Below are 23,231 nucleotides of genomic sequence, written 5' to 3'. Positions count from 1 at the left end.
CGATACCCTGCGCCCATGAGCGACGTGGTGTACGACAACAAGAGCCAGTTCGAGCAGATCCAGAGCGGCCTCCTCGAGGGCGAGCAGGTCATCGCCGTCTACGACGCGATCGGGGCGGGCACCGGGTTCATCGGCCTGACCGACCGCCGGATCATCATCCAGGACCGGTCCTACGTCGGGAAGCGCTTCGCGATCACCAGCATCCCGTACTCCAAGGTCAGCAGCGTCAGCGTGATCAGCAACAAGAGCTGGGCCGGCCAGTTCTTCTCCTCGGGCACCATCGCGATCACGGTGGGCACCCACACGTACGAGATCGAGTTCCGGGGCTCGGACAAGTCCCACCGGGTGCACAACCTCATCCTGAGCCGCTGCTCGTAGGAGCGGTCACCGCCCGCTGACCGCCTGCGTGAGATCCCAGACGTAGCGGCGGCCGGCGGGCTCCTCGTCCCGCCACACCACCTCCCACCGGCCACGGTGGTCACGGGCCGGCTCGGCCGTCCGCCCGTACCCTTGCCGCTCCTTGACACTCGGGGGCTGATCGCTCTCCGGGAAGGAGAACGTCACCACGAACCGGGTGAACGCCGACGGCGCGCCGCTCGCCGCCGGAAGCCGGTCGTCCCAGGCCAGCTGATCCCAGCCGCGCTCGCGCAGCGGCCGCCACAGCCCGCGCGGCCGGTACTCGACCTGCCACTCGGTCCGCGTCGTCATCGCCGGGTCGAAGATCAGCCAGACCCGCAGCAGCCGGGTCTGCTCCAGCGGCAGCGTCGTGATGGTGCCGGCCGCCGGGCGGACCGCCCGGAACGAGATCTCGTCGAGCAGCGCCGGCCGGTCGGTGCCGGTCGGCACGATCGGCCGCACGGTCCTATGGGTGACCAGCGGCTCCGGCGTGGTGACCCGCTTCTCGACGATGCGGTCGCTGTCGTCGTCGGCGCCGACCGTCACGAGCACCTCGAGGGTCTCCGAGAAGAGCGGCTTCTCCCGGTCGCTGATCCGCCGGATCGCGTCGAGGTAGCGCTGGTGCACGGCTTCCTGGAGGGCGAGCGCCCGGGTCGACCGGAGCAGGTCGGCGCGCAGTTCCCGGATTTTGACGACGAATCCGAGCTGCCAGAGCCGCACCACGAAGTAGAGGAGGCTGGCGAAGAAGATCGCGGTGAGGACCCACTGCGCGGCCGGGGCCGGGATGCCGGCGAGCTGGGCCACCCCGGACGCCAGCCCGATGAGCACGATGGAGACATTCAGGGTGCCCCTGAACAACGTCTGATACGTCGACGTCTCTGCCATCACATCAATGGTGGCGAACAGTCCCGAACCGACAAATCCCTATAAAGAGTGACTAGACCGATTCGGGACATACGTTCGGACGAGCAGGACATGCCAGTCCGGCCACCCAGGGCAGTTACCGACAGGTAGCCATTGCTGCCGGGTCCGGGCCGCCGCATGCTACCGGGGATTGCCCGACCCCTACCCCGGAGGCGATCACCGATGATGACCCATCTCCCGCGACCGCTGACCCGGAGATACCGCGCCGAGCTGATCGGCCACGACCTCGGCCCGGCGCCGGCGCGGTTCGGCAGTGGTGCGATCTTCGCGGTGGCGCTGCTGCTCTCGGCGCTGCTGGTGGGTCTCGCCACGGCCGCGCTGTACTGAGCCTCCGGCCGTGGCGGACCCGTCAGCGGTAGCTGCCGCCTTCTCCGCCACGCACGGACATCGCACTCCTCGATCGGGCTCGTGGATCAGCGTTCTCAGGCTAGCGACAGAACCCGGGTCGGCAGGGCGGTCTCGACGACCGAGCCGTCCTCGGCACGCTTCAGCTCGTACCCGAGCGGACCCTCCCGGTCGGCCACCACCTCGTCGAGCGTGATGCCGCGGTAGACCAGCGAGGCGCCGTCGTCGGTCGCGTACCCGTCGCCGAGCGTCCCGGCGCCGATCAGCTCGTGCATCTTCGGCCGGCGCTGCTCCTCCGCGTCGTAGTGCACGCCGTTGCTGTACGGCAGCCAGCCCAGCCCCTCGGTGAACCCGCGCAGCTCGAGGCCGTAGCTGTCCGTGGTGCCGCCCTGATGCCAGCAGATCGACCCGGCCGACACCCCGCTCATCACGATGCCGGCCTGCCACGCCTCGTACAGGATCTCGTCGAGGCCGTGCACCCGCCAGACCGCGCAGAGGTTCGCCACGCTGCCGCCGTCCACCCAGACGACGTCCTGGGCCATGATGTGCGCCCGGATGTCGTCGACGTTCGGCATCGGGAACAGCTGCAGGTGCGACATGGTGAACTCGGTCCCGGCGAACGCCGCGTAGAACGCGCCGATCCGCGCCTCGGGGTCGCCGAGCGCCTGGGTGAGCACGCAGATCTTCGGCGCCTTGCGGGCGTTCGCCAGCTCCGCGGCGAGGTAGTGGGTGGGGCCCGGGCGCAGGCTCAGCGGGCCGTGGCTGCCGCGCCGGAAGAACGCGCTGGTGGCCAGGATGGTGGGAACGTCGGCTGTCACCGCAACATCATGGCGCACGCGTCGGCGGTCTCCAGCACGATGTCCGCGGCGATGTCGATCGCCAGGCTCAGATGCGCCGGGTCGCCGCTGACCGCCGCGAACGCCGCGTCCACCCGGGCCGGGAACCGCTCCGGCGCCCCGGGCAGCGCGCCCGCCGCCGCGACCGCGCCCTTCTCGTTGATCAGCCAGCGTCCGGCCGCGCCGTGCAGGGCGTGCGCGCACACGCCGGCCAGCCGGAACAGGCACCCCGAGACGTACGCGCTGTCGCCGCGGGACACCGCCTTGCGGGCCAGCCCGATCAGGAAGTCGGCCTCCCAGAGTCCGGCCACCAGCGATTCCGACAGCGCGCGCGGATAGATCCGGACGCGGCCTTGGAGGGCCGCGAGCTCACCGGCCGGGTCACTGAGGATGCGGCCCAGGGCCAATTCGCCGGGGTACGAGAAACCGGTCACGCCGAGCGGATGGCCGGCCTGGCTGTGGAACGCGTACCGGCCCTGCTCCGCCTCGTCCCAGCACCGGCGCACCCGGTCCAGGTCGCGGTAGATCCAGTCGACCGGGTGGCCGCCGACGCTGAGCCAGCCGCCGCCGTCGACCCACGGCCCCCACCCGCCCGGCTCGGTCACCGAGGCGCCCGGCCCGGCGATCTCGACGGCCAGCTCGCGGAGCCGCCCGGTGTCCAGCGGCGCCCGGTAGTAGACGCCGAGGTCGGTGTCGGAGTCCGGGGTGTGCTCGCCGCGGGCCCGGCTGCCGCCCAGCACCACACCGAACACCCCGGGAACGGCGGCCAGCCGGGTGGCGATCCCGGTCAGCTCGGTATCGGTCAGCGCCATTCCCCTACGGTGATCTCCCCGGCCCGGCGGCGCAATCACCGGTGGTCAGCGACACACGCTCGCGGGCTCCAGGCGTACCCGGTCGATCGGGTCGAGGAGCGCGAGCTCCTCCACGGTGAGGATGGCCCGCAGCCCCTCCTCCCGGACCGGCTCCGCACCGGGCCTGTCCGGGTCGCCCTGCCCGGCACCGGCCGGCGCCTCCGCCTCCGGGCAGACCGCGGACCGGCCCAGCGGCACGCAGACGCGCAGCGCGCCCTCGCAGTCGCGGTCCCACTTGCGGCGCGCCCCGAACACGACGATCCGCGGCTCCGGCGCGCGGGTCACCTCGCTGCCGATCAGGATGCGTGCGGTCTGCTTGCCGTTGGTCAGCGTCACGAGGTAGCGCAGCGTCTCCTCGCCGGACGCGCCCGGCGACTCGATCTTGCGGGTGCCGCGCGGCAGCGACGGGTCGCGGATCACCTGGGTGTCGTACGGGATCTCCCGGGTCTCCACGTCGGTCCGCGTCGTGACGACCGGCTGGGCCTGGGTCGCCGGCGCCCGGTCCTTCGCGGACCCGCCCGGCGTGGCGGCGCGGTGCGGCGCCGTCCGCTCGGCGGTCGCCTCGCCGGCGGCCCGGCTGGGACGCGGCCCGGTCCGGTCGGCGCGCTCGTCGTCGACCCGGGCCCGGCCGAGCTGGTCGGCCGCGGTCGCGGGTGGGCGCGGCGGTGCGGGCGTGTGCCGCTTCGGCAACGGCTCGGCGGCGGCCGCGGCGCGGCTCACCACCTCCGGGCTCTCCTCGAGCCGGGCCAGGCCGGGGTCCGGCTCGGCGGCCGGATCCGCCGCCGACGCGACGGTCGACGCGTCGTCCCGGGCCAGGGTGGTCACCCCCGCCACCCCGCCGCCGACGAGCACGAGCAGCGCGGTCGTGCCCGCGGTCATCCGGACGCCGAACGGCAGTCGAGCCCACCAAGACTTTCGTGGCATTTCGAGCAGTTGCTGAAGAGAGTCACTAGTTGTCTGGTTTTGCACCGAAGCATTGTGACTCTTCATAGCTCGCAGGCAAATCACCCTAATGTCCCCCAAAGGGGGACGGCCGCGCCCCGCGTCCACCGTGGCGCGTTGTCCCTGGCGAGCCGGAAAGTCGACAGGCCGTCCCGGCGGACTCCCGCCGTACGATCGAAGTCATGGACGACGGCGCGCCTGCCCCGCTGACCCCGCGGGAAGAGGCGGTGATGCGCGCCCTGGGCCGGTTTCTCATGGTGATGCCGCGTGCGCTCGACGCCGACCTGGAGCGCGAGCAGCGCATGTCGGCGAGCGAGTACTCGGTGCTGCGCCACCTCTCCGAGGCGCCCGACCGGATGCTGCGGATGAGCACGCTCGCCACCGCGTGCGACATGTCGCTGAGCGGCATGACCCGGCTCGCCGGCAAGCTCGAATCCCTCGGCCACCTGCGGCGGATCCGCTGCCAGGAGGACGCGCGCGGCGCCAACGCGGTGCTCACCGACGCGGGCCTGGCCCGGCTGCGCGAGGCGTGGCCGACCCACCTCGCGAGCGTCCGGCGGCACATCTTCGACCACCTCGACGGGCTCGACCTCGACCGGCTGGCCGCCGCGTTCTCAGCGATGGCCGCCGATCACAGCGACCTCTCGTAACAGACCGACAGGTCCGACCCCGCGTACGCGCCGAACAGCGGGATCTCCCGGTATCCCTCGCGCTCGTAGAACCGCATCGCGTCCGGCTGGGCCGGCCCGGTCTCCAGCCGGATCGTGGTCCAGCCGCGCTCGGCGGCGGCCGCCTCGAGCGCCCGGAGGATCGCCGTGGACACGCCGGAGCCGCGGGACTCGGGGCGGACGTACATCCGTTTCACCTCGGCACTGCCCTCGTCGAGCCGCCGCAGGGCGCCACAGCCGACCGCGCGCCCGCCGGCCGTCGCCACCAGGAAGAGATCGATGTCGGCGGCCGACGGCGGCGTGCCGGGCTCGTGATCCCCGGTGCCATAGCGCTCGTCCAGCTCGGCCCGCTGCGCCGCCCGCAGCGCCACGCCGTCGGCGTCGTTCCAGTCCCGCACCTCGATAGTCACCGTCACGCTTGTTACGGTAACAGTCGTTACGGAAACGGGGAGGGCGATCCATGTCACGATCAGCTGACCGGTCGGCGCAGGCCTCGATGCTCTCGGCGGCGGTCTGGAGCGTCCTCGCCGAGCAGGGCCTGGAGCGGTTGACGGTCCGGGCCGTGGCGGCCGCTGCGGGCTGCACGACGGGCCTCGTCATGCACCGCTTCCCGAACCGCCGGGCGCTGCTCCTGCACGCCCGCCGGCTGCTGCACGAGACCACCCGCGAACGGGTGTCGGCGCTGGAGGAGGCGGCGCCCGGCCCCCGGGAGGCGCTGCGCGCGGTCCTGCTGCAGGGCATGGCGCTGGACGAGCGGAACCGGCAGGAGGCGCTCGTCTGGATGGGTTTCCTGGCCGCCGCGGTGACCGATCCCGAACTCATCGAGGAGCACCGGCGCAACAACGCCGCGTGGCGCGCCCGGGTGTCCCGGCTGATCGGCGACGCCGCCCCGGACTGGCCGGCCGATCGCGTCGCCTCGGCGGCACTGGCCCTCATCTCGATGACCGAGGGCATGGCCGCCTACGCCGCGGCCGACCCGGAGGCGTACCCGCCCTCAGCGCAGATGTCCATGGTGGATGCGGCGCTGGCGGCGTTCTCCCTATCGCATTAGGGGGAAGACCGTTCCCGCGATCAGTGCGCCCACCAGCGCGCCGACGACGACCTGCGCCGGGGTGTGCGCGGTGAGGCGGACCCTCGCCCAACATCCGAGCAGCACGAACGGGACGCCGAGCAGCGCCACCGCCCCGTACACCGCGGTGAGCGCCGCCACCGTCCCGGCCGCCACCCCGGCGTGGATCGACATCTTCCACCAGTGCGTGACCAGCGCGAACACCGCCAGCCCGCACCCGCCCGCACCGAGCAGGGCGAGCACCTCCTGGGGCGCCCCGAGCACGACGAGCAGCAGCAGCCCGGCGACCAGCGACGCCGTACCGAAGAGAAGCGGAACCCGCCGATCAGCCCGCTCCGGAATGTGATGGTTCGTGAGCCGCCCCCGGCGGACACCGTGCAGCACATACCCGAGCGGAATCACCGCGGCGAACAGCGCCCCCGGCAGCCCCCACCACCGCGACACCCCGGGCGCGTCCCCGGCATGCCACCCCACGACGAGCAGCAGCACGGCGACCAGCACGGCGGGCGCGAGCACCTCCGACACCACCCGGGCGAGCCGGGTCAGCGCGTCGTCCCGCACTCCCTCATCGACGACCACAGCACCAGCATTGAGCACGGCCCCATCATCCCAACCCACCCGCCGTTTCCCCGGTTCCGACGACGAGTAGGCGCAGGGTGTCGGTGTTACGGTGGCGGCATGACTGCGGTGCCCGAGTGGATGCGGCCACCTCGCCCGGAGGGCTGGTTCGCGGACGATCTCGACCACCTTCCCGAAGCGCCGCGTCACACCGAGCTCTTCGATGGCACGCTCGTCTTCAGGATGTTCCCGCAGCAGGCCTGGCACTCCCGCCTCGTCAGCGCGATGGTCAACGTGCTGAGGCAAGAGGCTCCTATCGGCATCGGAGTCGAGCGCGAGATCACCATCCGGCTCGACGAGCGGAACCGCCCGGAGCCGGATTTTCTGATCGTCGCCGAGCCGTACTCGCTCGACCTCACCTTCTTCACGCCGGATCGGGTGCTTCTGGTGGGTGAGGTGGTCTCGGCGGAGTCGGCGCATCGCGACCGGACGGTCAAGCTGCGCAAATACGCGGAGGCCGGGATCGCGCACTACTGGCGGGTCGAGGACGAGGACGGCGCGCCGGTCGTGCACACCTACGGGCTCGACGGGCCGACCCGGTCATACGCGCCGGCCGCGATCCACCGGCACACGTTGAGTGCCTCCGAGCCGTTCGCCATCGAACTCGACCTCGACGGGTTGGTGCCCGGCCGCAAGGAATAGGCCGGGCCCGGCACTACACGTTGAATCTGAACTCGACGACGTCGCCGTCCTTCATGACGTAGTCCTTGCCTTCCATGCGGACCTTGCCGGCGGACTTGGCGGCGCTCATCGAGCCGGCCGTCATGAGGTCGTCGAAGCTGACGATCTCGGCCTTGATGAAGCCTCGCTGGAAGTCGGAGTGGATGACGCCGGCGGCTTCGGGGGCGGTGGCGCCGACCGGGATGACCCAGGCGCGGGCCTCCTTCGGGCCGGCCGTCAGGTAGGTCTGCAGGCCGAGCGTCTCGAAGCCGACGCGGATGAGGCGGTTCAGGCCGGGCTCGGACTGGCCGGTGGACTGGAGGAGCTCGAGGGCCTCGTCCTCGTCGAGCTCGATCAGCTCGGACTCGATCTTCGCGTCCATGAAGACGGCCTCGGCCGGGGCGACCAGGGCGCGCAGCTCGTCGAGGAAGGCCTCGTTGCCGAGCTCGGCCTCGTCGACGTTGAAGACGTAGAGGAACGGCTTCGTGGTGAGCAGGTGCAGCTCGCCGAGCAGGTCCAGGTCGACGCCGGCGGACTTGGCGCCCTGGTAGAGGGTGACGCCGTCGTTGAGCAGCTTGAACGCGCCCTCGGCGGCGGCCACGACGGCGGCCTTCTCCTTCTTGAGCTTCGCTTCCTTCTGGAGGCGGGGCAGCGCCTTCTCGACCGTCTGCAGGTCGGCCAGGATCAGCTCGGTGTTGATCGTCTCGATGTCGTCGGAGGGCGACACCTTGCCGTCGACGTGCAGCACGTTCGGGTCCGAGAACGCGCGGACGACCTGGCAGATCGCGGACGCGTCGCGGATGTTCGCGAGGAACGCGTTGCCGCGGCCCTGACCCTTCGACGCGCCCCGGACCAGGCCGGCGATGTCGACGAAGCTCACCGGCGCCGGCAGGATCTTCTCGCTGCCGAACAGCTCGGCGAGCTTCCCGAGCCGCTCGTCGGGCAGCCCGACCACGCCGACGTTGGGCTCGATCGTCGCGAACGGGTAGTTCGCGGCGAGCACGTCGTTCTTGGTGAGGGCGTTGAACAGGGTGCTCTTGCCGACGTTGGGCAGGCCGACGATTCCGATGGTGAGGCTCACGGAACGCCAGTCTACGGGTTGCGCGATCCGAAGAACCGGCGCAGTTCCGCCGCGACCAGTTCCGGCTTGCCGCCGTCGTCCGCGGCGAGATGCCCGGCGCCCTCCAGGGTCACCCGGCGCACCCGCGGCAGGACCGGTTCCAGACCATTCAAGACCGCTTTCAGGTACGTGGGGGAGCGGTCGCCGCCGAGCAGCAGCGTCTCCGCCCCGACGGCGCGGTACACGTCCAGCGGCCCGGCCGCGTCCTCGACCACGGCGGCGTCCAGGCGCATCGTCGGCACCAGCTCGCCGATCTCCCGCCGATTCCGGATCAGGAGACCCGCGAGGGGGATCAACGCGGCACGTGGCACGTGGCGGAACGCGCCCGTTCCCTTGGTGACGGTCACGAACGCGGCCGCCGTCCGGCCCCGGGACAGCTCCCCCTCGTACCGTGAAAGCCACCCCACCGGATCGTGACCATCATGCTTCAGCGGGGGCTCGTAGAGCGCGAGCCGCCCGATCGGCATCTCCATGGCCGCGCGCAGCGCGACGACCGCGCCGGAACCGAGGCCGAACACGTCGCGCGCCCCGGTCTCGTCGAGCACCGCGCGCAGGTCGTCGAGCTCGGCCCGCAGACCGTGACCGGGAGCGGCCGGACCGCTCTGCCCCCGCCCGCGCCGGTCCGGGACGTAGACCGTGTGCGTCGTCGCGAGGAGGCGGGCGAGCCTCGTGAAGTTCGCCGACGTCTGCATGCCGCCGTGCAGAAGCACGACCTTGGGGCCGCCACCGAAGGTGCGCCACCCGATGTCCGTCCTGAGCGCCGTCGTCTCCATGCTGTCAACCGTAGTTGACACCTGCGAGGGCGTCAACCGCAGTTGACACACCCCGTTGCGTGTTGACTTCCGGCGCGAACCGGACCGCAACTCCACACGCACGCCCGCAACCACCACCTCAGCGTGTCGAGTACGGGCGCGAACCGGACCGCAACTTCACACGCGCGCCCGCAACCACCTCAGCGTGTTGAGTTGGGGCGCGGATTGGACCGCAACTCAACACACGGGGCTCGGGGGCGGGTGCGTGTGTGCGGGGTGCACGGTCATGTCCGAATCCCGCCAGCCGCGGGCGGGTCGCGCGGAGCAGACTCGGTGACATGGAGCTGGACTTCGAGCGTTGCTACCGCGCTGTCGACAGCCGCGACCAGCGGTTCGACGGGTGCTTCTACACGGCCGTGCGGACCACCGGGATCTACTGCCGGCCGTCCTGCCCCGCCGTCACACCCAAGCGCGAGAACGTCACGTTCTATCCGAGCGCCGCCGCCTCCCAGCGCGCCGGATACCGCGCCTGCCGCCGGTGCCGGCCCGACGCCGCACCCGGCTCCCCCGACTGGGACGTGCGCGCCGACACCGTCGGCCGGGCCATGCGGCTCATCGGCGACGGCGTCGTCGACCGCGAAGGCGTGACCGGCCTCGCGAGCCGGCTCGGCTACACCGAACGGCACCTCAACCGGATGCTCACCGCCGAACTCGGCGCCGGGCCGCTCGCCCTCGCCCGGGCCCAGCGCGCCCAGACCGCCCGGATCCTCGTCGAGACGACCGACCTCGGACTCGCCGAGATCGCGTTCGCGGCCGGATTCGGGAGCGTGCGGCAGTTCAACGACACGATGCTCGAGGTATACGCCGGATCGCCCAGCCGGCTGCGCGCGCGCCGGCCCGCCTCCTCGCCGGCCGGGGACGCCGGGGTGATCAACCTGCGGCTCGCCTACCGCCCGCCGCTGCACGCCGGATCCCTGCTCGAATTCCTGGCAGCACGAACCCTGCCGGGAGTCGATGCCGTGTGCGGGTCGACGTACACAAGGGGGTTGAACCTCCCCCACGGAAGCGCAAGCGTCACGCTGAAGCCCGCCGACCGCTGGGTCTTCGCGACGCTGCGGCTGAGCGATGTGCGGGATCTGGCGCCGGCGGTGGCGCGGTGCAGGCGGCTGTTCGATCTGGACGCCGATCCGGTCGCCGTGGATGGCGGGCTGGGGGCGGATCCGGCTCTTCGGGAGGTCGTCTCGCGGGAACCGGGGGTTCGGGTGCCGCGGTCTGTGGACGGGTTCGAGATGGCGGTCCGGGCCGTGGTGGGGCAGCAGGTGAGTGTGGCGGGGGCGCGGACTACGTTGCAGCGGATCGTTCGGGCTGCCGCGAATGTGGGCGAAGGGGGCGAAGGGGTGGGCAGTCTGGTGGCCCTCTCCGAGGGCCCCTCCCCCGCCTCCCGACCTACCGCCCTGCCGGATCTTGCGGACACACCAGCGCACACCACCGCCCTAACCGGCTTCCCCCCGGCGAGCCTCCTTGCCGACCTCCCCGACGCCGCGTTCGGCATGCCGGCCTCCCGCCGCCGCACCCTCCGCGCCCTGGCCACCGCGACAGCCGACGGCAAGATCGACCTGGAGCCGGGCGCCGACCGCGCCGAGACGACCGCCCGCCTGCTGGAGATCCCCGGCATCGGCCCGTGGACGGCCGGATATGTCGCCATGCGCGCGATCGGCGACCCCGACGTCTTCCTGGAGACGGATCTGGCGGCTCGCCGCGGCGCGTCCGCCCTGCACCTCCCGGACACTCCGAGGGCGCTGGCCGAGCACGCGGAACGCTGGCGCCCGTGGCGTTCCTACGCGCTGATCCGTCTGTGGCGTGCCGCTTAACGGTACGGCCGGAGCACCGAGCGTGGGTCTTATCCACATTCTCCGGCCGTCCACAGCCTCGCCGCCGGAGGCACGCGCCCCCGGCGAGGCTGGATCCCCCACTTCGTGAAGGAGAGAACGATGCTTCGCTACTCGACCATGGACACCCCGGTCGGCCCGTTCACCATGATCGCCACCGAGCAGGGCGCGGTGCGCGCGGCCGGGTTCACCACCGACGTGCCCGAGCTGATGCGCCTGACGCACCCGAGCATGAGAGGACTGCTGGAGAGGCACGACGTCGGCCCGGCCCGCGAGGCGGTGCGCGACTATTTCGACGGCGACCTGACGGCGCTCGACACGGTTCCGGTCGAGCAGCACACGAAGGGCGGGTTCATGGGGCACGCCTGGGACGTGATGCGTGAGATCAAGCCGGGGATGCCGGTGACGTACACGCGTTTCGCCGAGTTGTCCGGCAATCCGGCGGCGGTCCGGGGCGCCGCGCAGGCGTGTGCCCGCAACGCGGTCGCGCTGATCCTGCCGTGTCACCGGGTGCTGCGGTCGGACGGCTCGCTCGGCGGCTACCGATGGGGCCTGACGATCAAGGCGTGGCTGCTCAAACACGAAGCCGGCGACTGAACAGCGAGGAAGCTAATCGCCTCGCCGCGATCGGCGCCGGAACCCTACTCTGTTCGGCATGACTGATACGGGAACCGGACGTCACGGTCTCCCCGAGCGCCCGTCGCTGGACGGCCTCGAGGAGAAGTGGGCGTCACGCTGGCAGGGGGAGGGTACGTACGCGTTCGACCGTTCCAAGGAGCGTTCGGACGTATTTTCGATCGACACGCCCCCGCCGACCGTATCGGGGTCGCTGCACATCGGGCACGTCTTCTCCTACACGCACACCGACACGGTCGCGCGATTCCAGCGGATGCGCGGCAAGACCGTCTTCTATCCGATGGGCTGGGACGACAACGGCCTGCCCACCGAGCGCCGCGTCCAGAACGTCTACGGCGTCCAATGTGATCCGTCGCTGCCCTACGATCCCGGATGGCAGCCCGGGCCGGAGAAGGAGAGGATCTCCCGGCGCAACTTCGTCGAGCTCTGCGAACGGCTGACCGTCCAGGACGAGAAGGCGTTCGAGGCGCTGTGGCGGCGGCTCGGGCTGAGCGTCGACTGGGGACTGACGTACTCGACGATCGGCGCGAAGTCGCGGATGGTCGCGCAGCGCGCGTTCCTCGCCAACCTCCGGGACGGGCAGGCCTACACCGCGGAGGCGCCGACCCTCTGGGACGTCGGCTTCCGCACCGCGGTCGCGCAGGCCGAGCTGGAGGACCGGGACCGGCAGGGCGCCTACCACAAGCTGCGGTTCACCACCGCCGACGGGACGGGGACGGTCGAGGTCGACACCACCCGGCCGGAGCTGCTGCCCGCGTGCGTCGCGCTGGTCCATCACCCGGGCGATCCCCGCTTCGCGGGTCTCACGTCGGTCCGCACCCCGGTCTTCGGCGTCGAGGTTCCGGTCCGGGAGCATCCTCTGGCGGCGGCCGACAAGGGTACGGGCATAGCGATGGTCTGCACGTTCGGCGACCTGGCCGACGTCACCTGGTGGCGCGATCTGGAGCTGGACACCCGGGTCGTCCTGGGCCGCGACGGGCGGTTCCTGCCGGACGCTCCGGACGGCGTCGGCGACGACGTCTACGCGGGGTTCGCGGGCCTGACCGTCGCGGGCGCCCGCCGGGAGGTCGTCCGGCTGCTGACCGCGTCGGGTGACCTGATCGGGGAGCCGCGGCCGGTCACGCATCCGGTCAAGTTCTACGAGCGCGGCGACAGCCCGCTCGAGATCGTCACGAGCCGCCAGTGGTTCATCCGCAACGGCGGGCGCGACCCGGAGCTGCGCGATCTCCTGCTGGAGCGCGGGCGCGAGTTGCGCTGGGTGCCGGAGAGCATGCGCCATCGGTACGACCACTGGGTCGGCGGCCTGACCGGGGACTGGCTGATCAGCCGGCAGCGCTTCTTCGGCGTGCCCATCCCGGTCTGGTACCGGGTCGGCGCGACCGGCGAGCCGGACTACGCGCAGCTGCTGACGCCGGACGACGCCGCGCTGCCGGTCGACCCGTCGTCGGAGTGCCCGCCGGGGTTCGACGAGTCGCAGCGGGACGTCCCGGGCGGCTTCACGGCCGACCCGGACGTCATGGACACCTGGGCCACGTCGTCGCTCACCCCGCAGATCGTCACCGGGTGGAGCACCGACGAGGACCTGCACCGGCGGACGTACCCGATGGATCTCCGCCCGCAGGGCCAGGAGATCATCCGGACCTGGCTGTTCTCCTCGGTCCTGCGCGCGAACCAGCTGCACGACGCGCTGCCGTGGGAGCGGGCCGTCCTGTCCGGCTGGATCCTCGACCCCGACCACAAGAAGATCTCGAAGTCGAAGGGCAACGAGGTCGAGACGCCGGCCGCGCTGCTGGAGCAGTACGGGTCGGACGCGGTGCGGTACTGGGCGGCGAGCGGCCGGCCCGGCGCCGACCTGGCGTTCGAGCCGGCGCAGCTGAAGGTCGGCCGGCGGCTGGCGACGAAGCTGCTGAACGCGTCGAGGTTCGCGCTCGGGCTGGGCGCGGCGGAGGCGCTGCGGCGGCCGGTCAGCGAACCGCTGGACCGGGCCGTGCTGGGCCGGCTCGCCACCGTGGTCACCGAGGCCACGGCGGCGTTCGACCGGTTCCAGCACACCGACGCGCTGCAGGTCACCGAGGCGTTCTTCTGGACGTTCTGCGACGACTACATCGAGCTGGTCAAGGACCGGGCGTACAGCGAGGGGCCGGGCGCCGACTCGGCCCGCGCGGCCCTCGCGGCCGGCCTGTCGGTGCTGTTGCGGCTGTTCGCGCCGTTCCTGCCGTACGTCACCGAGGAGGTCTGGTCGTGGTGGCGCTACGGCTCGGTGCACACCTCGACGTGGCCGACCACGTACGAGCTGACCCGGGTGGCGCCGGAGAGCGACCCGGCGCTGCTCGACCTGGCCGGTGAGGCGCTGCGGCAGGTCCGCCGGGCCAAGTCCGACCGGAAGCTGTCGATGAAGACGGAGGTGCCGCTCGCCGAGGCGCTCGGCCCGGCCGATCTGCTCGACCGGCTGGAGCTGGTCGAGGGCGACTTCCGGGCGGCCGGCCGGATCACCAAGCTCGACCTGCTCCGCGACCGCACCACCGAGCTCGTGATCGCCTGCGCCTTCTGAGCAGAGGACCAGCTATCCCCCGGCTACCTGGCCAAACGCCGGTAGCCGGGGCCCGATCGGTTCATCATGAGGGGCATGTCGTTCGCCCCCGAAGAGGTCGAGGCGCCGGCCCGGGACGCGGTGCTGTTCCGCTCCTCGCCGGTCCGGACCTTCCTGATGGTGTTCGCCGCGCTGATGGTCGCGTACCTGGTGGCCGCCCCGCTCGTGGCACGGTTCGGCCGCGCCGCGGGCGACCCCTGGTGGATCACCGCCCTGCAGGCGGCGGCCGTCGCCGCGGGCGCGGCCGGCGTCTACACGATCTCCGCGCGGGCGTCGCTGCCGACCTGGGTACGGGTGTCCGAGGCGGGCGTCGAACTCGCGGCGCAGGACAGCGACCCGGTGCTGCTGGAGTGGAAGGACGTGGCCGCGGTCGTCATCAAGCGGGACGGGCTGCGCACGGTCATGGAGGTCGTACCCCGGGATCTCGACACCGTGCATCCGGTGCAGGACGCCCACGACGAGGGGCCGGCGCTCACCGACACGCCGCGCGGCCCGGCCTTCACCGCCGACCTGAGTCAGCTGTGGCCGAGCCCGCGGGCGCTGCGCCGGGAGATGGAGCACTGGATGCGGGTCAAGAAGAACCAGCCGGTGCGCCGCTATTGAGGGTCAGAAGTCCCCGCCGAAGTCGCCGCCACCGAAGTCGCCACCGCCCCAGTCACCGCCACCCCAATCGCCACCGCCGGCCGTGAGGTCGCCGCCGCCGAGATCATCCCCGCCCCAATCGCCGCCGTCGAAGCCCATGTCGCCGAAGCCCGGCGAGAGCAGCGCGTCGAAGATCAGCATGCCGCCGAGGACGCCGGCGCCGGCGCCGAGCGCGGTCTTCCAGACCGGGGTCGAGTACCACCCGGCCGGCACCGGGCGGCCCTGCACGTGCCCGCCCGGGTAGTAGTAGGGCGTCGCGGCGCCGGGCTGCGGGCCGGCGCGGTAGTGCTGGCCCTGCACCGTGACCTCGCGCTCCTGCGTGATCTGCCCGGTGCCCCGGGCGCCCGCGAGCTGCGGCAGCTCGGGTCCGGGGTCGATGCCCATCGCGGTCCGGGCGGCCCGCACGTAGGCGAGGCCCTCCAGCGCCGACTCCCGGGCCAGCTCGTACTGCCGGACCGTGTTGGCCTGCTGGAGCTGGCCGCCGGCCGCGTTGTAGCGCTCGCTCGCGTCGGAGAGCGCCTGCCGGGCCGCCGGCTCCTCGGACACCAGGTTCATGACCTGGCCGCCGAGTCGCTCGTACCACCTCTGCGCCTCGGCGCGGGCGTCCTCGAGCTGGGTCTTCTTGCGGGCCTGTCCGCTGCGCTGCGCCACGGCGATGAGCACGGCCGCCAGCGCGAGGATCACCAGGATGAGTAACACGCCCTTCATGTTTTCCACGGTACCTCCGCGGTTCATGTCCCAGGAGTCTGGCAATCTGCGGGGGTGACGTTCTCGACGCTCGCTGTGATCCTGGTCTGTCTCGCCGCCGGCGCCGCGCTGGGCTGGCTGGTGGCCCGCGCCCGTGCCGCCACCGACATCGCCCGTCTGGAGGCGACGCTCGATGCGGCCCGGGAGGGTGAGCAGCGTCTCGAACAGTCGCTGCGGGCTCTGTCCTATGAGGCGACCGCTCAGTCCCAGGAAGCCGTGGCCCGGGCCACCGCCCCACTTCAAGATCTTTTGAGACGGTACGAGGACCGGGTGGCGCAACTGGAGCACGACCGGGTCGACGCGTACGCGGAGCTGCGCGAGCAGGTCCGGGCCATGGGGGCGGTCTCGGGTGAGCTGCGCACCGAGACCCGCCAGCTGGTGTCGGCGCTGCGGGCGCCGCAGGTCCGGGGCCGCTGGGGCGAGCACCAGCTGCGCCGCATCGTCGAGGCGGCCGGCCTGCTGGAGCACTGCGACTTCGCCGAGCAGGTGACGTCGTCCACCGACGAGCAGGGCGTCCGCCCCGACCTGGTGGTGCGGCTGCACGGCGGCCGGGCCGTGGTCGTCGACGCGAAGGCGCCGCTCGAGGCCTACCTGTCCGCCATGGAGGCCCGCGACGAGCGCACCCGCGACGCCCACCTCGACATGCACGCCCGCCACCTGCGCGCCCACGTCGACCAGCTCTCCGCGAAGAAGTACTGGACCGCCTTCGACGAGGCCACCGACTTCGTGGTGCTGTTCGTGCCGGCCGACCCGTTCCTGGACGCGGCACTGCAGCGCGACCCCACGCTCATGGAGGTGGCGTTCCGGCGCAACGTGGTGCTGGCGACCCCGGCCACCCTGGTCGCCATGCTCCGGACGATCGCCTACTCGTGGCGGCAGGAGGCGCTCACCCACAACGCGGTCGCCGTGCACGCCCTGGCGCGCGACCTCTACGCCCGGCTCTCCACGATGGGCGACCACGTGGCGAAGCTGGGCACGTCACTCACCGGCGCGGTGACGGCGTACAACAAGGCGGTCGGCTCGCTGGAGTCACGGGTGCTGGTCAGCGCCCGCAAGCTCGCCGAGATGGGCGTCTCCCACGAGGACCTGGTCGAGGTCCCCCAGGTCGAGGTGATGCCTCGCCAGCCCCAGGCCCCCGAGCTCAGCACACCGAATACGTGACGCGGCACGGGTTGAGCTTCTGGTGAGGGCGTAGCCGGAGAGCCCGTGAAAATCACACGCCTCCTCAGCGGTTACAAGGCGTTTTGCCCGCGGAGCGAAGCGGAGCCGGCAAGCCCAGCGGCCTTCATGTCCTTGCGCAGCTCCTGCGGCAGGGAGAAGGTGAGGCGCTCCTCGGCCGTGGTGTATTCGGTGACCTCGCCGAAACCGCGGTCGGCCAGGTGTGCCAGCACCTCCATGACCAGCTCGTCCGGCACGCTCGCGCCGGACGAGACGCCGACCGTGGTGGCGCCGGCCAGCCACTCGTCCTGGATCTCGGAGGCGTAGTCGACCAGGTGGCCGGCCCGCGCCCCGGCGCCGAGGGCGACCTCGACGAGACGCACCGAGTTCGAGGAGTTCCGCGAGCCGACGACGATGACCACGTCGCAGTCCGGGGCGATCTCCTTGATCACGTGCTGCCGGTTGGAGGTGGCGTAGCAGATGTCGTCGCTGGGCGGCGACTGGAGCAGCGGCAGTTTCGTCTTGAGCCGGGCCACCGTCTCCATGGTCTCGTCGACCGAGAGGGTGGTCTGGGACAGCCAGACGACCTTCGACGGGTCGCGCACCACGACGTTGTCCACGTCGTCGGGGCCGTCGACGAGCTGGATGTGGGCGGGCGCCTCGCCGGCCGTGCCGATGACCTCCTCGTGGCCCTCGTGACCGATGAGCAGGATGTCGTAGTCCTCGGCGGCGAACCGCTTCGCCTCGTGGTGCACCTTCGTCACCAGCGGGCAGGTCGCGTCGATCGCCTTGAGGTTGCGCTCGCGGGCCTGGTCGTGGACCTCGGGCGCCACGCCGTGGGCGGAGAACACCACCGTCGATCCCTCGGGGACCTCGTAGTTCTCCTCCACGAAGATCGCACCGCGGGCTTCCAGGGTGTTGACCACGTGCTTGTTGTGCACGATCTGCTTACGAACGTAAACCGGGGCGCCGTAGAGCTTCAGCGCCTCCTCGACGGTCTGCACGGCACGGTCGACACCGGCGCAGTAACCACGTGGCTTGGCGAGCAGCACCCGCTTACGAACATCAGTCACCCGGCCATGGTACGTGGACCACTCCCCCGCCCGCCTCTCTGCGATCAGCGCCACAGCCCGTACCCAAAATCGGGGTTGATCCTCCCGGTGGTGCCGTTTCGCCCTGAAAGATCCGAATAGAACCTGATAATGGAGGCATGGGCGGCGCACACCGGGGCGAGGACCCGTGGGCGGCGTGGACGCAGGTCACGGCCGTGATCAGGGTGATGGCCGGCTGGTTCCTGGTCGGCATCGGCGGGCTGAACCTCGCCGTCGAGATCGACGGTGGGCTGACCAGCGCCTATCTGATCTTCCACGTGGCGCTGCTGGCCGGCGGCGCCCTGCTGCTGCTCAAGCACCGGATCACGCCGAGCCGGGCCGGATATCTGCTGTCCGGCGTGCTCGCCCTCGCCGGGATGGCGGCCACCGCGGTCCCGGCCACGGCGCGCTGCTGCCTCGCCGCGTACCCGGAGCGCCGCGGCTACCCGTACCCGTTCCTCGGCACCGGCGACGGCGTGCACGTCGACCCGGAGTACCTGGTGGCCGACCTGGTCTTCTGGGGCTGTCTCGGCCTGGTGCTGCTCACCGTGCTCGCGCTGATCGAGCGGGTGCTGCCGGAGCGGCGCACCCCGGTCGACCTCGGCGACTACACGGCCCGGCACGCGGAGACCCGCGCCATGGACGCCACCCCGGATCGCACCGGCGAGAATGTCGGTGGGCTTACGTAATCTGGCCCGGTGACACAGCCCGAACCCAAGAGCCCGGAACCCCGGAGCACTGCCGACGAGCCGTGGCCGGTCCGCGTCGTCAGCCAGAAGGTCGGCGCCTGGATCGCGAAGCTGGGCTGGGTCTGGGTGGACGGGCAGGTGGCCCAGATCAGCCGCCGTCCCGGCTCGGGCGTGGTCTTCCTGACGCTGCGCGACCCGTCCGCCGACCTCAGCCTGACCGTGACGGCGCACCGCGACGTGCTCGACGCCGGCGCGCCCGAGCTGGCCGAGGGCGCCCGGGTCACCCTGCACGCGAAACCCGAGTTCTACCCGGCCCGGGGCACGCTGAGCCTGCGCGCCGACGAGATCCGCCAGGTCGGCCTCGGCGAGCTGCTGGCCCGGCTCGAGCGGCTGAAGAAGCTGCTGGCCGCGGAGGGGCTGTTCGCCCGGGAGCGCAAGCGGCGGCTGCCGTTCCTGCCCGGCCGGATCGGCCTGATCACCGGGCGGGCCAGCGCGGCCGAGCGCGACGTGCTGATGAACACCCGCCGCCGCTGGCCGGCCGTCGACTTCCGGGTGGTGAACGTCGCGGTCCAGGGGCCGACCGCGGTGCCGCAGATCATCGACGCGCTCAAGGTGCTCGACAACGACGACACCGTCGACGTCATCGTGATCGCCCGGGGCGGCGGCAGCGTCGAGGACCTGCTGCCCTTCTCCGACGAGGCGCTGTGCCGGGCCGTGTTCGGCGCCCGCACCCCGGTGGTCAGCGCGATCGGGCACGAGACCGACGCGCCGCTCCTCGACTACGTGGCCGACCTGCGCGCCTCCACCCCGACCGACGCGGCGAAACGGATCGTGCCCGACCTCGCCGACGAGATGCGGCTCATCGAGATGGCCCGCAACCGGCTCGACCGCGCGGTCATCTCGATGATCGAGCGGGAGCGGCACCGGATCGAGTCGTGGCGGTCCCGGCCGGCGCTGGCCCGGCCCGAGTCGCTGCTCGACCAGCGCGGCGCCGAGGTGGTGGCGCTGCGCGACCGGGCCGGCCGCAGCCTGGAGCACCGGCTGCGCCGCGCCGACGACGACCTGCGGCACACCGTGGCCCGGCTGCGGGCGCTGTCGCCGGCCGCGACGCTGCAGCGCGGCTATGCGATCGTGCAGCGCGCCGACGGCCACGTGGTCCGGGCCGCCGGCGAGGTGGCCGCGGACGACCCGATCAGGATCCGGCTCGCCGAGGGCGAGATCAACGCAACCGTCAAGGAGGGCTGATGACCGACGAGAACCTCAGCTACGAGCAGGCCCGCACCGAGCTGGCCTCCGTGGTGGAGCGGCTGGAGCAGGGCGGCGGGACCCTCGAGGAGTCCCTCGCCCTGTGGGAGCGCGGCGAGAAGCTGGCCGACGTCTGCCAGCGCTGGCTGGACGGCGCCCGGGAGCGGATCGAGGCGGCCCGGGCCGCCCGCGCCGGCGACTAGGAGAGCGCCGCCGCCAGGGTCTCCATGTTCTTCTGCTTGGTCTCGCCGATCAGCACGATCGTCCGGTTCTGCTCGGTCACGATGAACGCGGTTTCGCCGGGCCGCCCGGAGTAGGTCATCCAGGTGCGGTTCGCGGTGCGGAACGTGCCGGTCCGCTTGCCCTGGTCGCCGACCTCGGCCGGGACCAGGGTGTCGGCCGGGACGGTGCTCTGCACCACGAGGATCGGGTCGGCGTCCGGGTCGACGTACCCGATGCGCAGCGTCGCCCCGCCCTCCTCGCGGCCGAAGGTGGCCGAGGTGACGTGCCAGTCCTCGCTCAGGCCGGCCGGCTGCGCCACGGTGAACTCGCGGGAGGCCGACTGGATGGCGCTGGACGGGTCCTTGGTGAGCGGCTTGTCGCCGTCGAGCACGACCTTCCAGAAGACCATCACCAGCGCGATCGGCACCAGCAGCACCAACAGCGAATAGATCATGTCGCGGGGGCGGCGGCCCTCCTTCGGGGCGAGCCGCGCGGGAGCGGGTGCGGGGGCAGACGTCGCGGGTTCCACCAACCCATTGTTAACCATGTCGCTGAACCGAGACTCAACACGTCCTCGGATGCCAGGATCGGTGGATTGACAGCCCCGCAACGTCGCGAGGAGGCCGCCGTGCCAGCCCGAGTCCCCCAGGACCTCGACCGCAACATCGCCCTCGACCTCGTCCGAGTGACCGAAGCGGCCGCCATGGCCGCCGGACGCTGGGTCGGCCGTGGTGACAAGAACGGCGGTGACGGCGCCGCCGTCGACGCCATGCGCAAACTCATCAACTCGATCCAGATGCGCGGCGTCGTGGTGATCGGTGAGGGTGAGAAGGACGAAGCGCCGATGCTCTTCAACGGCGAGCAGGTCGGCGACGGCACCGGGCCCGAGGTGGACGTCGCGGTCGACCCGGTGGACGGCACCACGCTGATGAGCAAGGGCATGCCGGGCGCGGTCGCGGTGCTCGCGGTCGCCGAGCGCGGCGCGATGTTCGACCCGAGCGCGGTGTTCTACATGGAGAAGATCGCGGTCGGCCCGGACTGCGCCGACGTGATCGACATCAACGCCGGCGCCACCGAGAACCTGCGGCGCATCGCGAAGGCGAAGAAGTCCAGCGTCTCCGACGTGACGGTGTGCATCCTGGACCGCCCGCGGCACACCCGGCTGGTCGAGGAGGTCCGGCAGGCCGGCGCGAACATCAAGTTCATCTCGGACGGCGACATCGCCGGCGCCATCTCGGCGGCCCGCGCCGAGTCCGACGTCGACGTGCTGATGGGCATCGGCGGCACCCCCGAGGGCATCACCGCGGCGTGTGCGCTCAAGTGCCTCGGCGGCATGATCCAGGCGAAGCTGTGGCCGCACGACGACGCCGAGCGGGAGAAGGCGATCGCCGCCGGGCACGACCTGGACCGGGTGCTCACCACCGACGACCTGGTCACCGGCGACAACTGCTTCTTCGTGGCGACCGGCGTGACCTCGGGCGACCTGCTCAAGGGCGTGCGGTACCGGGCGGGCGGCGCGCACACCCAGTCGATCGTGATGCGGTCCAAGAGCGGGACGATCCGGGTGATCGACTCGTACCACCGGCTGGAGAAGCTCGCACTTTATTCAGCGGTGGACTTCGACGGCCACCTGCCCACGCTCTGACGGCTAGGAAAGGCGCCGGCGGCGGAACAGCACCGCCGCCAGCGCGCCGCCGACCAGGCCGAGCAGGTGGCCCTGCCAGGAGACGCGGGCGTCGGTCGGCAGGATGCCGTAGAGCTGGTACCAGTACAGCAGGCCGATGAACACGGCGACCGCGAAGTTCCACCAGCTGCGCTCGACCAGGCCGCGGGTGAGCAGCAGGCCGAGGTAGCCGAAGATGACGCCGCTCGCGCCGACCACGACGCTGCGCGGGTCGCCGATGAACCAGACGCCCAGCCCGGACACCGCCATGATCAGCACGGTCGACCAGATGAACCGGCGCACCCCGCCGGCCAGCACGAACGTGCCGAGCAGGATGAGCGGGACCGCGTTGCCGTAGAGATGCTCCCAGTCGGCGTGCAGGAACGGGCTGAACAGCACCCCGTCGAGGCCGCCGACGTGCCGCGGGATGATGCCGCCGGCCACGTCGAGCGTGCCGGGACCGAGGCCGACGTCGATCGCCTCGATCAGGAAGAGCCCCGGGACGATGGCGCACATCGTCACGAAAGCCCGGCCGAGCGCCGCGTAGAACGCGTCGGTGCCGAACTTCGCGGCCTCGTCCTCACGTGCCTGCTGCGCCCATCCGCCGTACCCCATGTTCCGATGGTGGCAGCCGGACGCATCAGCGACCAGTCGAGCGCTACCCGAGCTTGCGCGTAGCGGCCCTGATCTCGTCACGGAACTGCGAGATCTGGGTATAAACCCCGAAATAGCCGTCCCGGGCGCATCCGAGTCCCCAGCTCACGATCCCGACCTGGACGTACGTGCCGTCCCGTTCACGCCGGACCATCGGGCCGCCGGAGTCGCCCTGGCAGGTGTCCACCCCGTGCCGGCCCGCGCAGATCGACGACTTCCGGACCAGGTCCACCCCGGCCTGGTGGTACGCCTTCGCGCACGCCTCGTCCGGGATGGTCGGCACGTCCGCGTAGTGCAGCCGCCGCTCCTGCTTGACCGCGGTCTCCCGGGTCTGCCCCCAGCCCATCACCGTGAACGTGCCCTCGTCGCCGCTGCCGTCGCGGACCAGGTCCAGGGTGGGCAGAGCGAGGGCGCGCTCGAGCCGGACCACGGCCCAGTCGTCACCGCTCGTCTCGGTCACGAACTTCGGCGATCGGTACACCGCGACCGACCGTACGGTGATCGCCTTCCGGGACTTCAGGTCCGGGGCGCCCGCGGTGATCGTGATCCGCCGGTTGGCGCCGGTCGCGCCGACGCAGTGCCCGGCCGTGAGCACCACCCGGGGCGCGGTCAGCGCGCCGCCGCAGCCCATCGAGAGCCGCACCGCCCAGGGGAACTTCCCGGCGGCGGCGACCTTGCCGCCGATCACCTCGGGGATGCCCGGCTCGGCGCCGGCCGGCGTCCCCGGCAGGATCAGCGCGAGGAGGACGAGCCACACGACATTTCGGACCATATGGACATTGCATCACAGCGAAACGGGGCTGCGCGGACACACCGCGCAGCCC

27 protein-coding genes are annotated in these 23,231 nt (G+C 71.7%); 14 read left to right on the top strand and 13 right to left on the bottom strand.

Annotation, left to right across the window (positions count from 1 at the left end):
- Positions 1-15 precede the first annotated feature (15 nt).
- Entirely contained in the window at positions 16-378 is a 363-nt protein-coding gene (locus tag AB0G10_RS01550; protein WP_360914834.1) for a PH domain-containing protein, read from the top strand.
- Between the two features lie 6 nt (positions 379-384).
- On the opposite strand, the gene AB0G10_RS01545 is transcribed toward AB0G10_RS01550, so the two are convergent.
- Positions 385-1,281 (bottom strand): hypothetical protein, encoded by an 897-nt coding sequence (locus tag AB0G10_RS01545; protein WP_360914831.1) that lies wholly within the window; start codon positions 1,279-1,281, stop codon positions 385-387.
- A 201-nt stretch (positions 1,282-1,482) separates the two neighbouring features.
- Between AB0G10_RS01545 and AB0G10_RS01540 the strand changes: the two genes are divergently transcribed.
- Positions 1,483-1,647 (top strand): hypothetical protein, encoded by a 165-nt coding sequence (locus tag AB0G10_RS01540; protein WP_360914828.1) that lies wholly within the window; start codon positions 1,483-1,485, stop codon positions 1,645-1,647.
- Positions 1,648-1,742: 95 nt separating this feature from the next.
- Here the strand turns inward: AB0G10_RS01540 and AB0G10_RS01535 are convergent, their stop codons facing one another.
- From AB0G10_RS01535 to AB0G10_RS01525, 3 genes are all read right to left on the bottom strand, one after another.
- A complete protein-coding gene (locus AB0G10_RS01535) occupies positions 1,743-2,417 on the bottom strand; it encodes a peptidase E (RefSeq protein ID WP_360917916.1) in 675 nt (224 codons plus the stop codon).
- 62 nt (positions 2,418-2,479) lie between these two features.
- A complete protein-coding gene (locus AB0G10_RS01530) occupies positions 2,480-3,313 on the bottom strand; it encodes a nucleotidyltransferase domain-containing protein (RefSeq protein WP_360914825.1) in 834 nt (277 codons plus the stop codon).
- Between the two features lie 45 nt (positions 3,314-3,358).
- Positions 3,359-4,276, bottom strand: coding sequence for a G5 domain-containing protein (locus tag AB0G10_RS01525; RefSeq protein WP_360914822.1), 918 nt, complete (start codon positions 4,274-4,276; stop codon positions 3,359-3,361).
- Positions 4,277-4,476: 200 nt separating this feature from the next.
- Between AB0G10_RS01525 and AB0G10_RS01520 the strand changes: the two genes are divergently transcribed.
- Positions 4,477-4,944, top strand: coding sequence for a MarR family transcriptional regulator (locus AB0G10_RS01520; protein WP_360914819.1), 468 nt, complete (start codon positions 4,477-4,479; stop codon positions 4,942-4,944).
- Here the strand turns inward: AB0G10_RS01520 and AB0G10_RS01515 are convergent.
- The gene (locus AB0G10_RS01515; RefSeq protein WP_360914816.1) at positions 4,926-5,378 is read right to left on the bottom strand and encodes a GNAT family N-acetyltransferase; all 453 of its coding nucleotides are present in this window, start codon (positions 5,376-5,378) and stop codon (positions 4,926-4,928) included. The two genes, AB0G10_RS01520 and AB0G10_RS01515, sit on opposite strands and share 19 nt — an antisense overlap.
- Before the next feature lie 44 nt (positions 5,379-5,422).
- Here AB0G10_RS01515 and AB0G10_RS01510 point away from each other — a divergent pair, with 44 nt between their 5' ends.
- A complete protein-coding gene (locus tag AB0G10_RS01510) occupies positions 5,423-6,013 on the top strand; it encodes a TetR family transcriptional regulator C-terminal domain-containing protein (protein ID WP_360914813.1) in 591 nt (196 codons plus the stop codon).
- Here the strand turns inward: AB0G10_RS01510 and AB0G10_RS01505 are convergent.
- Positions 6,002-6,610 (bottom strand): phosphoesterase PA-phosphatase, encoded by a 609-nt coding sequence (locus tag AB0G10_RS01505; protein ID WP_360914810.1) that lies wholly within the window; start codon positions 6,608-6,610, stop codon positions 6,002-6,004. The genes AB0G10_RS01510 and AB0G10_RS01505 overlap by 12 nt on opposite strands.
- Before the next feature lie 99 nt (positions 6,611-6,709).
- Between AB0G10_RS01505 and AB0G10_RS01500 the strand changes: the two genes are divergently transcribed.
- Positions 6,710-7,291, top strand: coding sequence for a Uma2 family endonuclease (locus AB0G10_RS01500; protein ID WP_360914807.1), 582 nt, complete (start codon positions 6,710-6,712; stop codon positions 7,289-7,291).
- Between the two features lie 13 nt (positions 7,292-7,304).
- Here the strand turns inward: AB0G10_RS01500 and ychF are convergent, their stop codons facing one another.
- Both ychF and AB0G10_RS01490 read right to left on the bottom strand, forming a co-directional pair.
- A complete protein-coding gene (gene ychF, locus AB0G10_RS01495) occupies positions 7,305-8,390 on the bottom strand; it encodes a redox-regulated ATPase YchF (protein ID WP_360914804.1) in 1,086 nt (361 codons plus the stop codon).
- A gap of 11 nt (positions 8,391-8,401) precedes the next feature.
- Positions 8,402-9,202 (bottom strand): alpha/beta fold hydrolase, encoded by an 801-nt coding sequence (locus AB0G10_RS01490; RefSeq protein ID WP_360914801.1) that lies wholly within the window; start codon positions 9,200-9,202, stop codon positions 8,402-8,404.
- A gap of 317 nt (positions 9,203-9,519) precedes the next feature.
- Here AB0G10_RS01490 and AB0G10_RS01485 point away from each other — a divergent pair, with 317 nt between their 5' ends.
- The 4 genes from AB0G10_RS01485 (at position 9,520) to AB0G10_RS01470 (ending at position 14,899) form a co-directional block, all read left to right on the top strand.
- On the top strand, positions 9,520-11,052 hold the full coding sequence (locus tag AB0G10_RS01485; protein ID WP_360914798.1) for an AlkA N-terminal domain-containing protein: 1,533 nt from the start codon (positions 9,520-9,522) through the stop codon (positions 11,050-11,052).
- 120 nt (positions 11,053-11,172) lie between these two features.
- Entirely contained in the window at positions 11,173-11,667 is a 495-nt protein-coding gene (locus tag AB0G10_RS01480; protein ID WP_360914795.1) for a methylated-DNA--[protein]-cysteine S-methyltransferase, read from the top strand.
- Between the two features lie 58 nt (positions 11,668-11,725).
- Entirely contained in the window at positions 11,726-14,257 is a 2,532-nt protein-coding gene (gene valS / locus AB0G10_RS01475) for a valine--tRNA ligase (RefSeq protein ID WP_360914792.1), read from the top strand.
- 75 nt (positions 14,258-14,332) lie between these two features.
- Positions 14,333-14,899 carry a hypothetical protein gene (locus AB0G10_RS01470; protein ID WP_360914789.1) on the top strand — a complete coding sequence of 189 codons (567 nt, stop codon included), beginning with the start codon at positions 14,333-14,335 and terminating at the stop codon, positions 14,897-14,899.
- A 3-nt stretch (positions 14,900-14,902) separates the two neighbouring features.
- Here the strand turns inward: AB0G10_RS01470 and AB0G10_RS01465 are convergent, their stop codons facing one another.
- Positions 14,903-15,646, bottom strand: coding sequence for a hypothetical protein (locus AB0G10_RS01465; protein ID WP_360914787.1), 744 nt, complete (start codon positions 15,644-15,646; stop codon positions 14,903-14,905).
- 54 nt (positions 15,647-15,700) lie between these two features.
- Between AB0G10_RS01465 and AB0G10_RS01460 the strand changes: the two genes are divergently transcribed.
- Entirely contained in the window at positions 15,701-16,846 is a 1,146-nt protein-coding gene (locus AB0G10_RS01460) for a DNA recombination protein RmuC (RefSeq protein ID WP_360914784.1), read from the top strand.
- 71 nt (positions 16,847-16,917) lie between these two features.
- Here the strand turns inward: AB0G10_RS01460 and AB0G10_RS01455 are convergent, their stop codons facing one another.
- Positions 16,918-17,916, bottom strand: a complete 999-nt coding sequence (locus AB0G10_RS01455) for a 4-hydroxy-3-methylbut-2-enyl diphosphate reductase (protein ID WP_360914781.1) — start codon at positions 17,914-17,916, stop codon at positions 16,918-16,920.
- A 137-nt stretch (positions 17,917-18,053) separates the two neighbouring features.
- Between AB0G10_RS01455 and AB0G10_RS01450 the strand changes: the two genes are divergently transcribed.
- From AB0G10_RS01450 to AB0G10_RS01440, 3 genes are read left to right on the top strand one after another with little or no spacing between them, the layout of a single operon-like run.
- On the top strand, positions 18,054-18,623 hold the full coding sequence (locus AB0G10_RS01450; protein ID WP_360914778.1) for a hypothetical protein: 570 nt from the start codon (positions 18,054-18,056) through the stop codon (positions 18,621-18,623).
- A gap of 9 nt (positions 18,624-18,632) precedes the next feature.
- A complete protein-coding gene (gene xseA, locus AB0G10_RS01445) occupies positions 18,633-19,868 on the top strand; it encodes an exodeoxyribonuclease VII large subunit (protein WP_360914776.1) in 1,236 nt (411 codons plus the stop codon).
- Positions 19,868-20,071, top strand: coding sequence for an exodeoxyribonuclease VII small subunit (locus AB0G10_RS01440; protein WP_360914773.1), 204 nt, complete (start codon positions 19,868-19,870; stop codon positions 20,069-20,071). The genes xseA and AB0G10_RS01440 overlap by 1 nt, the downstream gene beginning before the upstream one ends.
- Here AB0G10_RS01440 and AB0G10_RS01435 read toward each other — a convergent pair.
- Positions 20,068-20,619: a DUF4245 domain-containing protein gene (locus AB0G10_RS01435; RefSeq protein WP_360914770.1), complete on the bottom strand. Its 552-nt coding sequence runs from the start codon at positions 20,617-20,619 to the stop codon at positions 20,068-20,070. The genes AB0G10_RS01440 and AB0G10_RS01435 overlap by 4 nt on opposite strands.
- Positions 20,620-20,718: 99 nt before the next feature.
- Between AB0G10_RS01435 and glpX the strand changes: the two genes are divergently transcribed.
- Positions 20,719-21,735, top strand: a complete 1,017-nt coding sequence (gene glpX, locus AB0G10_RS01430; RefSeq protein ID WP_360914767.1) for a class II fructose-bisphosphatase — start codon at positions 20,719-20,721, stop codon at positions 21,733-21,735.
- Positions 21,736-21,738: 3 nt separating this feature from the next.
- Here the strand turns inward: glpX and AB0G10_RS01425 are convergent, their stop codons facing one another.
- The gene (locus tag AB0G10_RS01425) at positions 21,739-22,368 is read right to left on the bottom strand and encodes a rhomboid family intramembrane serine protease (protein ID WP_360914764.1); all 630 of its coding nucleotides are present in this window, start codon (positions 22,366-22,368) and stop codon (positions 21,739-21,741) included.
- A 43-nt stretch (positions 22,369-22,411) separates the two neighbouring features.
- Positions 22,412-23,164: a serine protease gene (locus AB0G10_RS01420; RefSeq protein WP_360914761.1), complete on the bottom strand. Its 753-nt coding sequence runs from the start codon at positions 23,162-23,164 to the stop codon at positions 22,412-22,414.
- Positions 23,165-23,231 lie beyond the last annotated feature (67 nt).

Source organism: Actinoplanes sp. NPDC023714 (genome assembly GCF_040639855.1).
GTDB lineage: Bacteria > Actinomycetota > Actinomycetes > Mycobacteriales > Micromonosporaceae > Actinoplanes.
The sequence above is the reverse complement of the archived record's forward strand: the minus strand, read 5'-3'. Positions and strand labels throughout refer to the sequence as shown.

Coding starts and splice junctions, on each gene's coding strand:
- AB0G10_RS01525 (WP_360914822.1), bottom strand. CDS start 4,276: ATGCCACGAAAGTCTTGGTGGGCTCGACTGCCGTTCGGCGTCCGGATG.
- AB0G10_RS01425 (WP_360914764.1), bottom strand. CDS start 22,368: ATGGGGTACGGCGGATGGGCGCAGCAGGCACGTGAGGACGAGGCCGCG.
- valS (WP_360914792.1), top strand. CDS start 11,726: ATGACTGATACGGGAACCGGACGTCACGGTCTCCCCGAGCGCCCGTCG.
- AB0G10_RS01545 (WP_360914831.1), bottom strand. CDS start 1,281: ATGGCAGAGACGTCGACGTATCAGACGTTGTTCAGGGGCACCCTGAAT.
- AB0G10_RS01485 (WP_360914798.1), top strand. CDS start 9,520: ATGGAGCTGGACTTCGAGCGTTGCTACCGCGCTGTCGACAGCCGCGAC.
- AB0G10_RS01530 (WP_360914825.1), bottom strand. CDS start 3,313: ATGGCGCTGACCGATACCGAGCTGACCGGGATCGCCACCCGGCTGGCC.
- AB0G10_RS01470 (WP_360914789.1), top strand. CDS start 14,333: ATGTCGTTCGCCCCCGAAGAGGTCGAGGCGCCGGCCCGGGACGCGGTG.
- AB0G10_RS01550 (WP_360914834.1), top strand. CDS start 16: ATGAGCGACGTGGTGTACGACAACAAGAGCCAGTTCGAGCAGATCCAG.
- AB0G10_RS01490 (WP_360914801.1), bottom strand. CDS start 9,202: ATGGAGACGACGGCGCTCAGGACGGACATCGGGTGGCGCACCTTCGGT.
- AB0G10_RS01520 (WP_360914819.1), top strand. CDS start 4,477: ATGGACGACGGCGCGCCTGCCCCGCTGACCCCGCGGGAAGAGGCGGTG.
- AB0G10_RS01465 (WP_360914787.1), bottom strand. CDS start 15,646: ATGAAGGGCGTGTTACTCATCCTGGTGATCCTCGCGCTGGCGGCCGTG.
- AB0G10_RS01480 (WP_360914795.1), top strand. CDS start 11,173: ATGCTTCGCTACTCGACCATGGACACCCCGGTCGGCCCGTTCACCATG.
- AB0G10_RS01510 (WP_360914813.1), top strand. CDS start 5,423: ATGTCACGATCAGCTGACCGGTCGGCGCAGGCCTCGATGCTCTCGGCG.
- AB0G10_RS01500 (WP_360914807.1), top strand. CDS start 6,710: ATGACTGCGGTGCCCGAGTGGATGCGGCCACCTCGCCCGGAGGGCTGG.
- AB0G10_RS01440 (WP_360914773.1), top strand. CDS start 19,868: ATGACCGACGAGAACCTCAGCTACGAGCAGGCCCGCACCGAGCTGGCC.
- AB0G10_RS01450 (WP_360914778.1), top strand. CDS start 18,054: ATGGGCGGCGCACACCGGGGCGAGGACCCGTGGGCGGCGTGGACGCAG.
- AB0G10_RS01540 (WP_360914828.1), top strand. CDS start 1,483: ATGATGACCCATCTCCCGCGACCGCTGACCCGGAGATACCGCGCCGAG.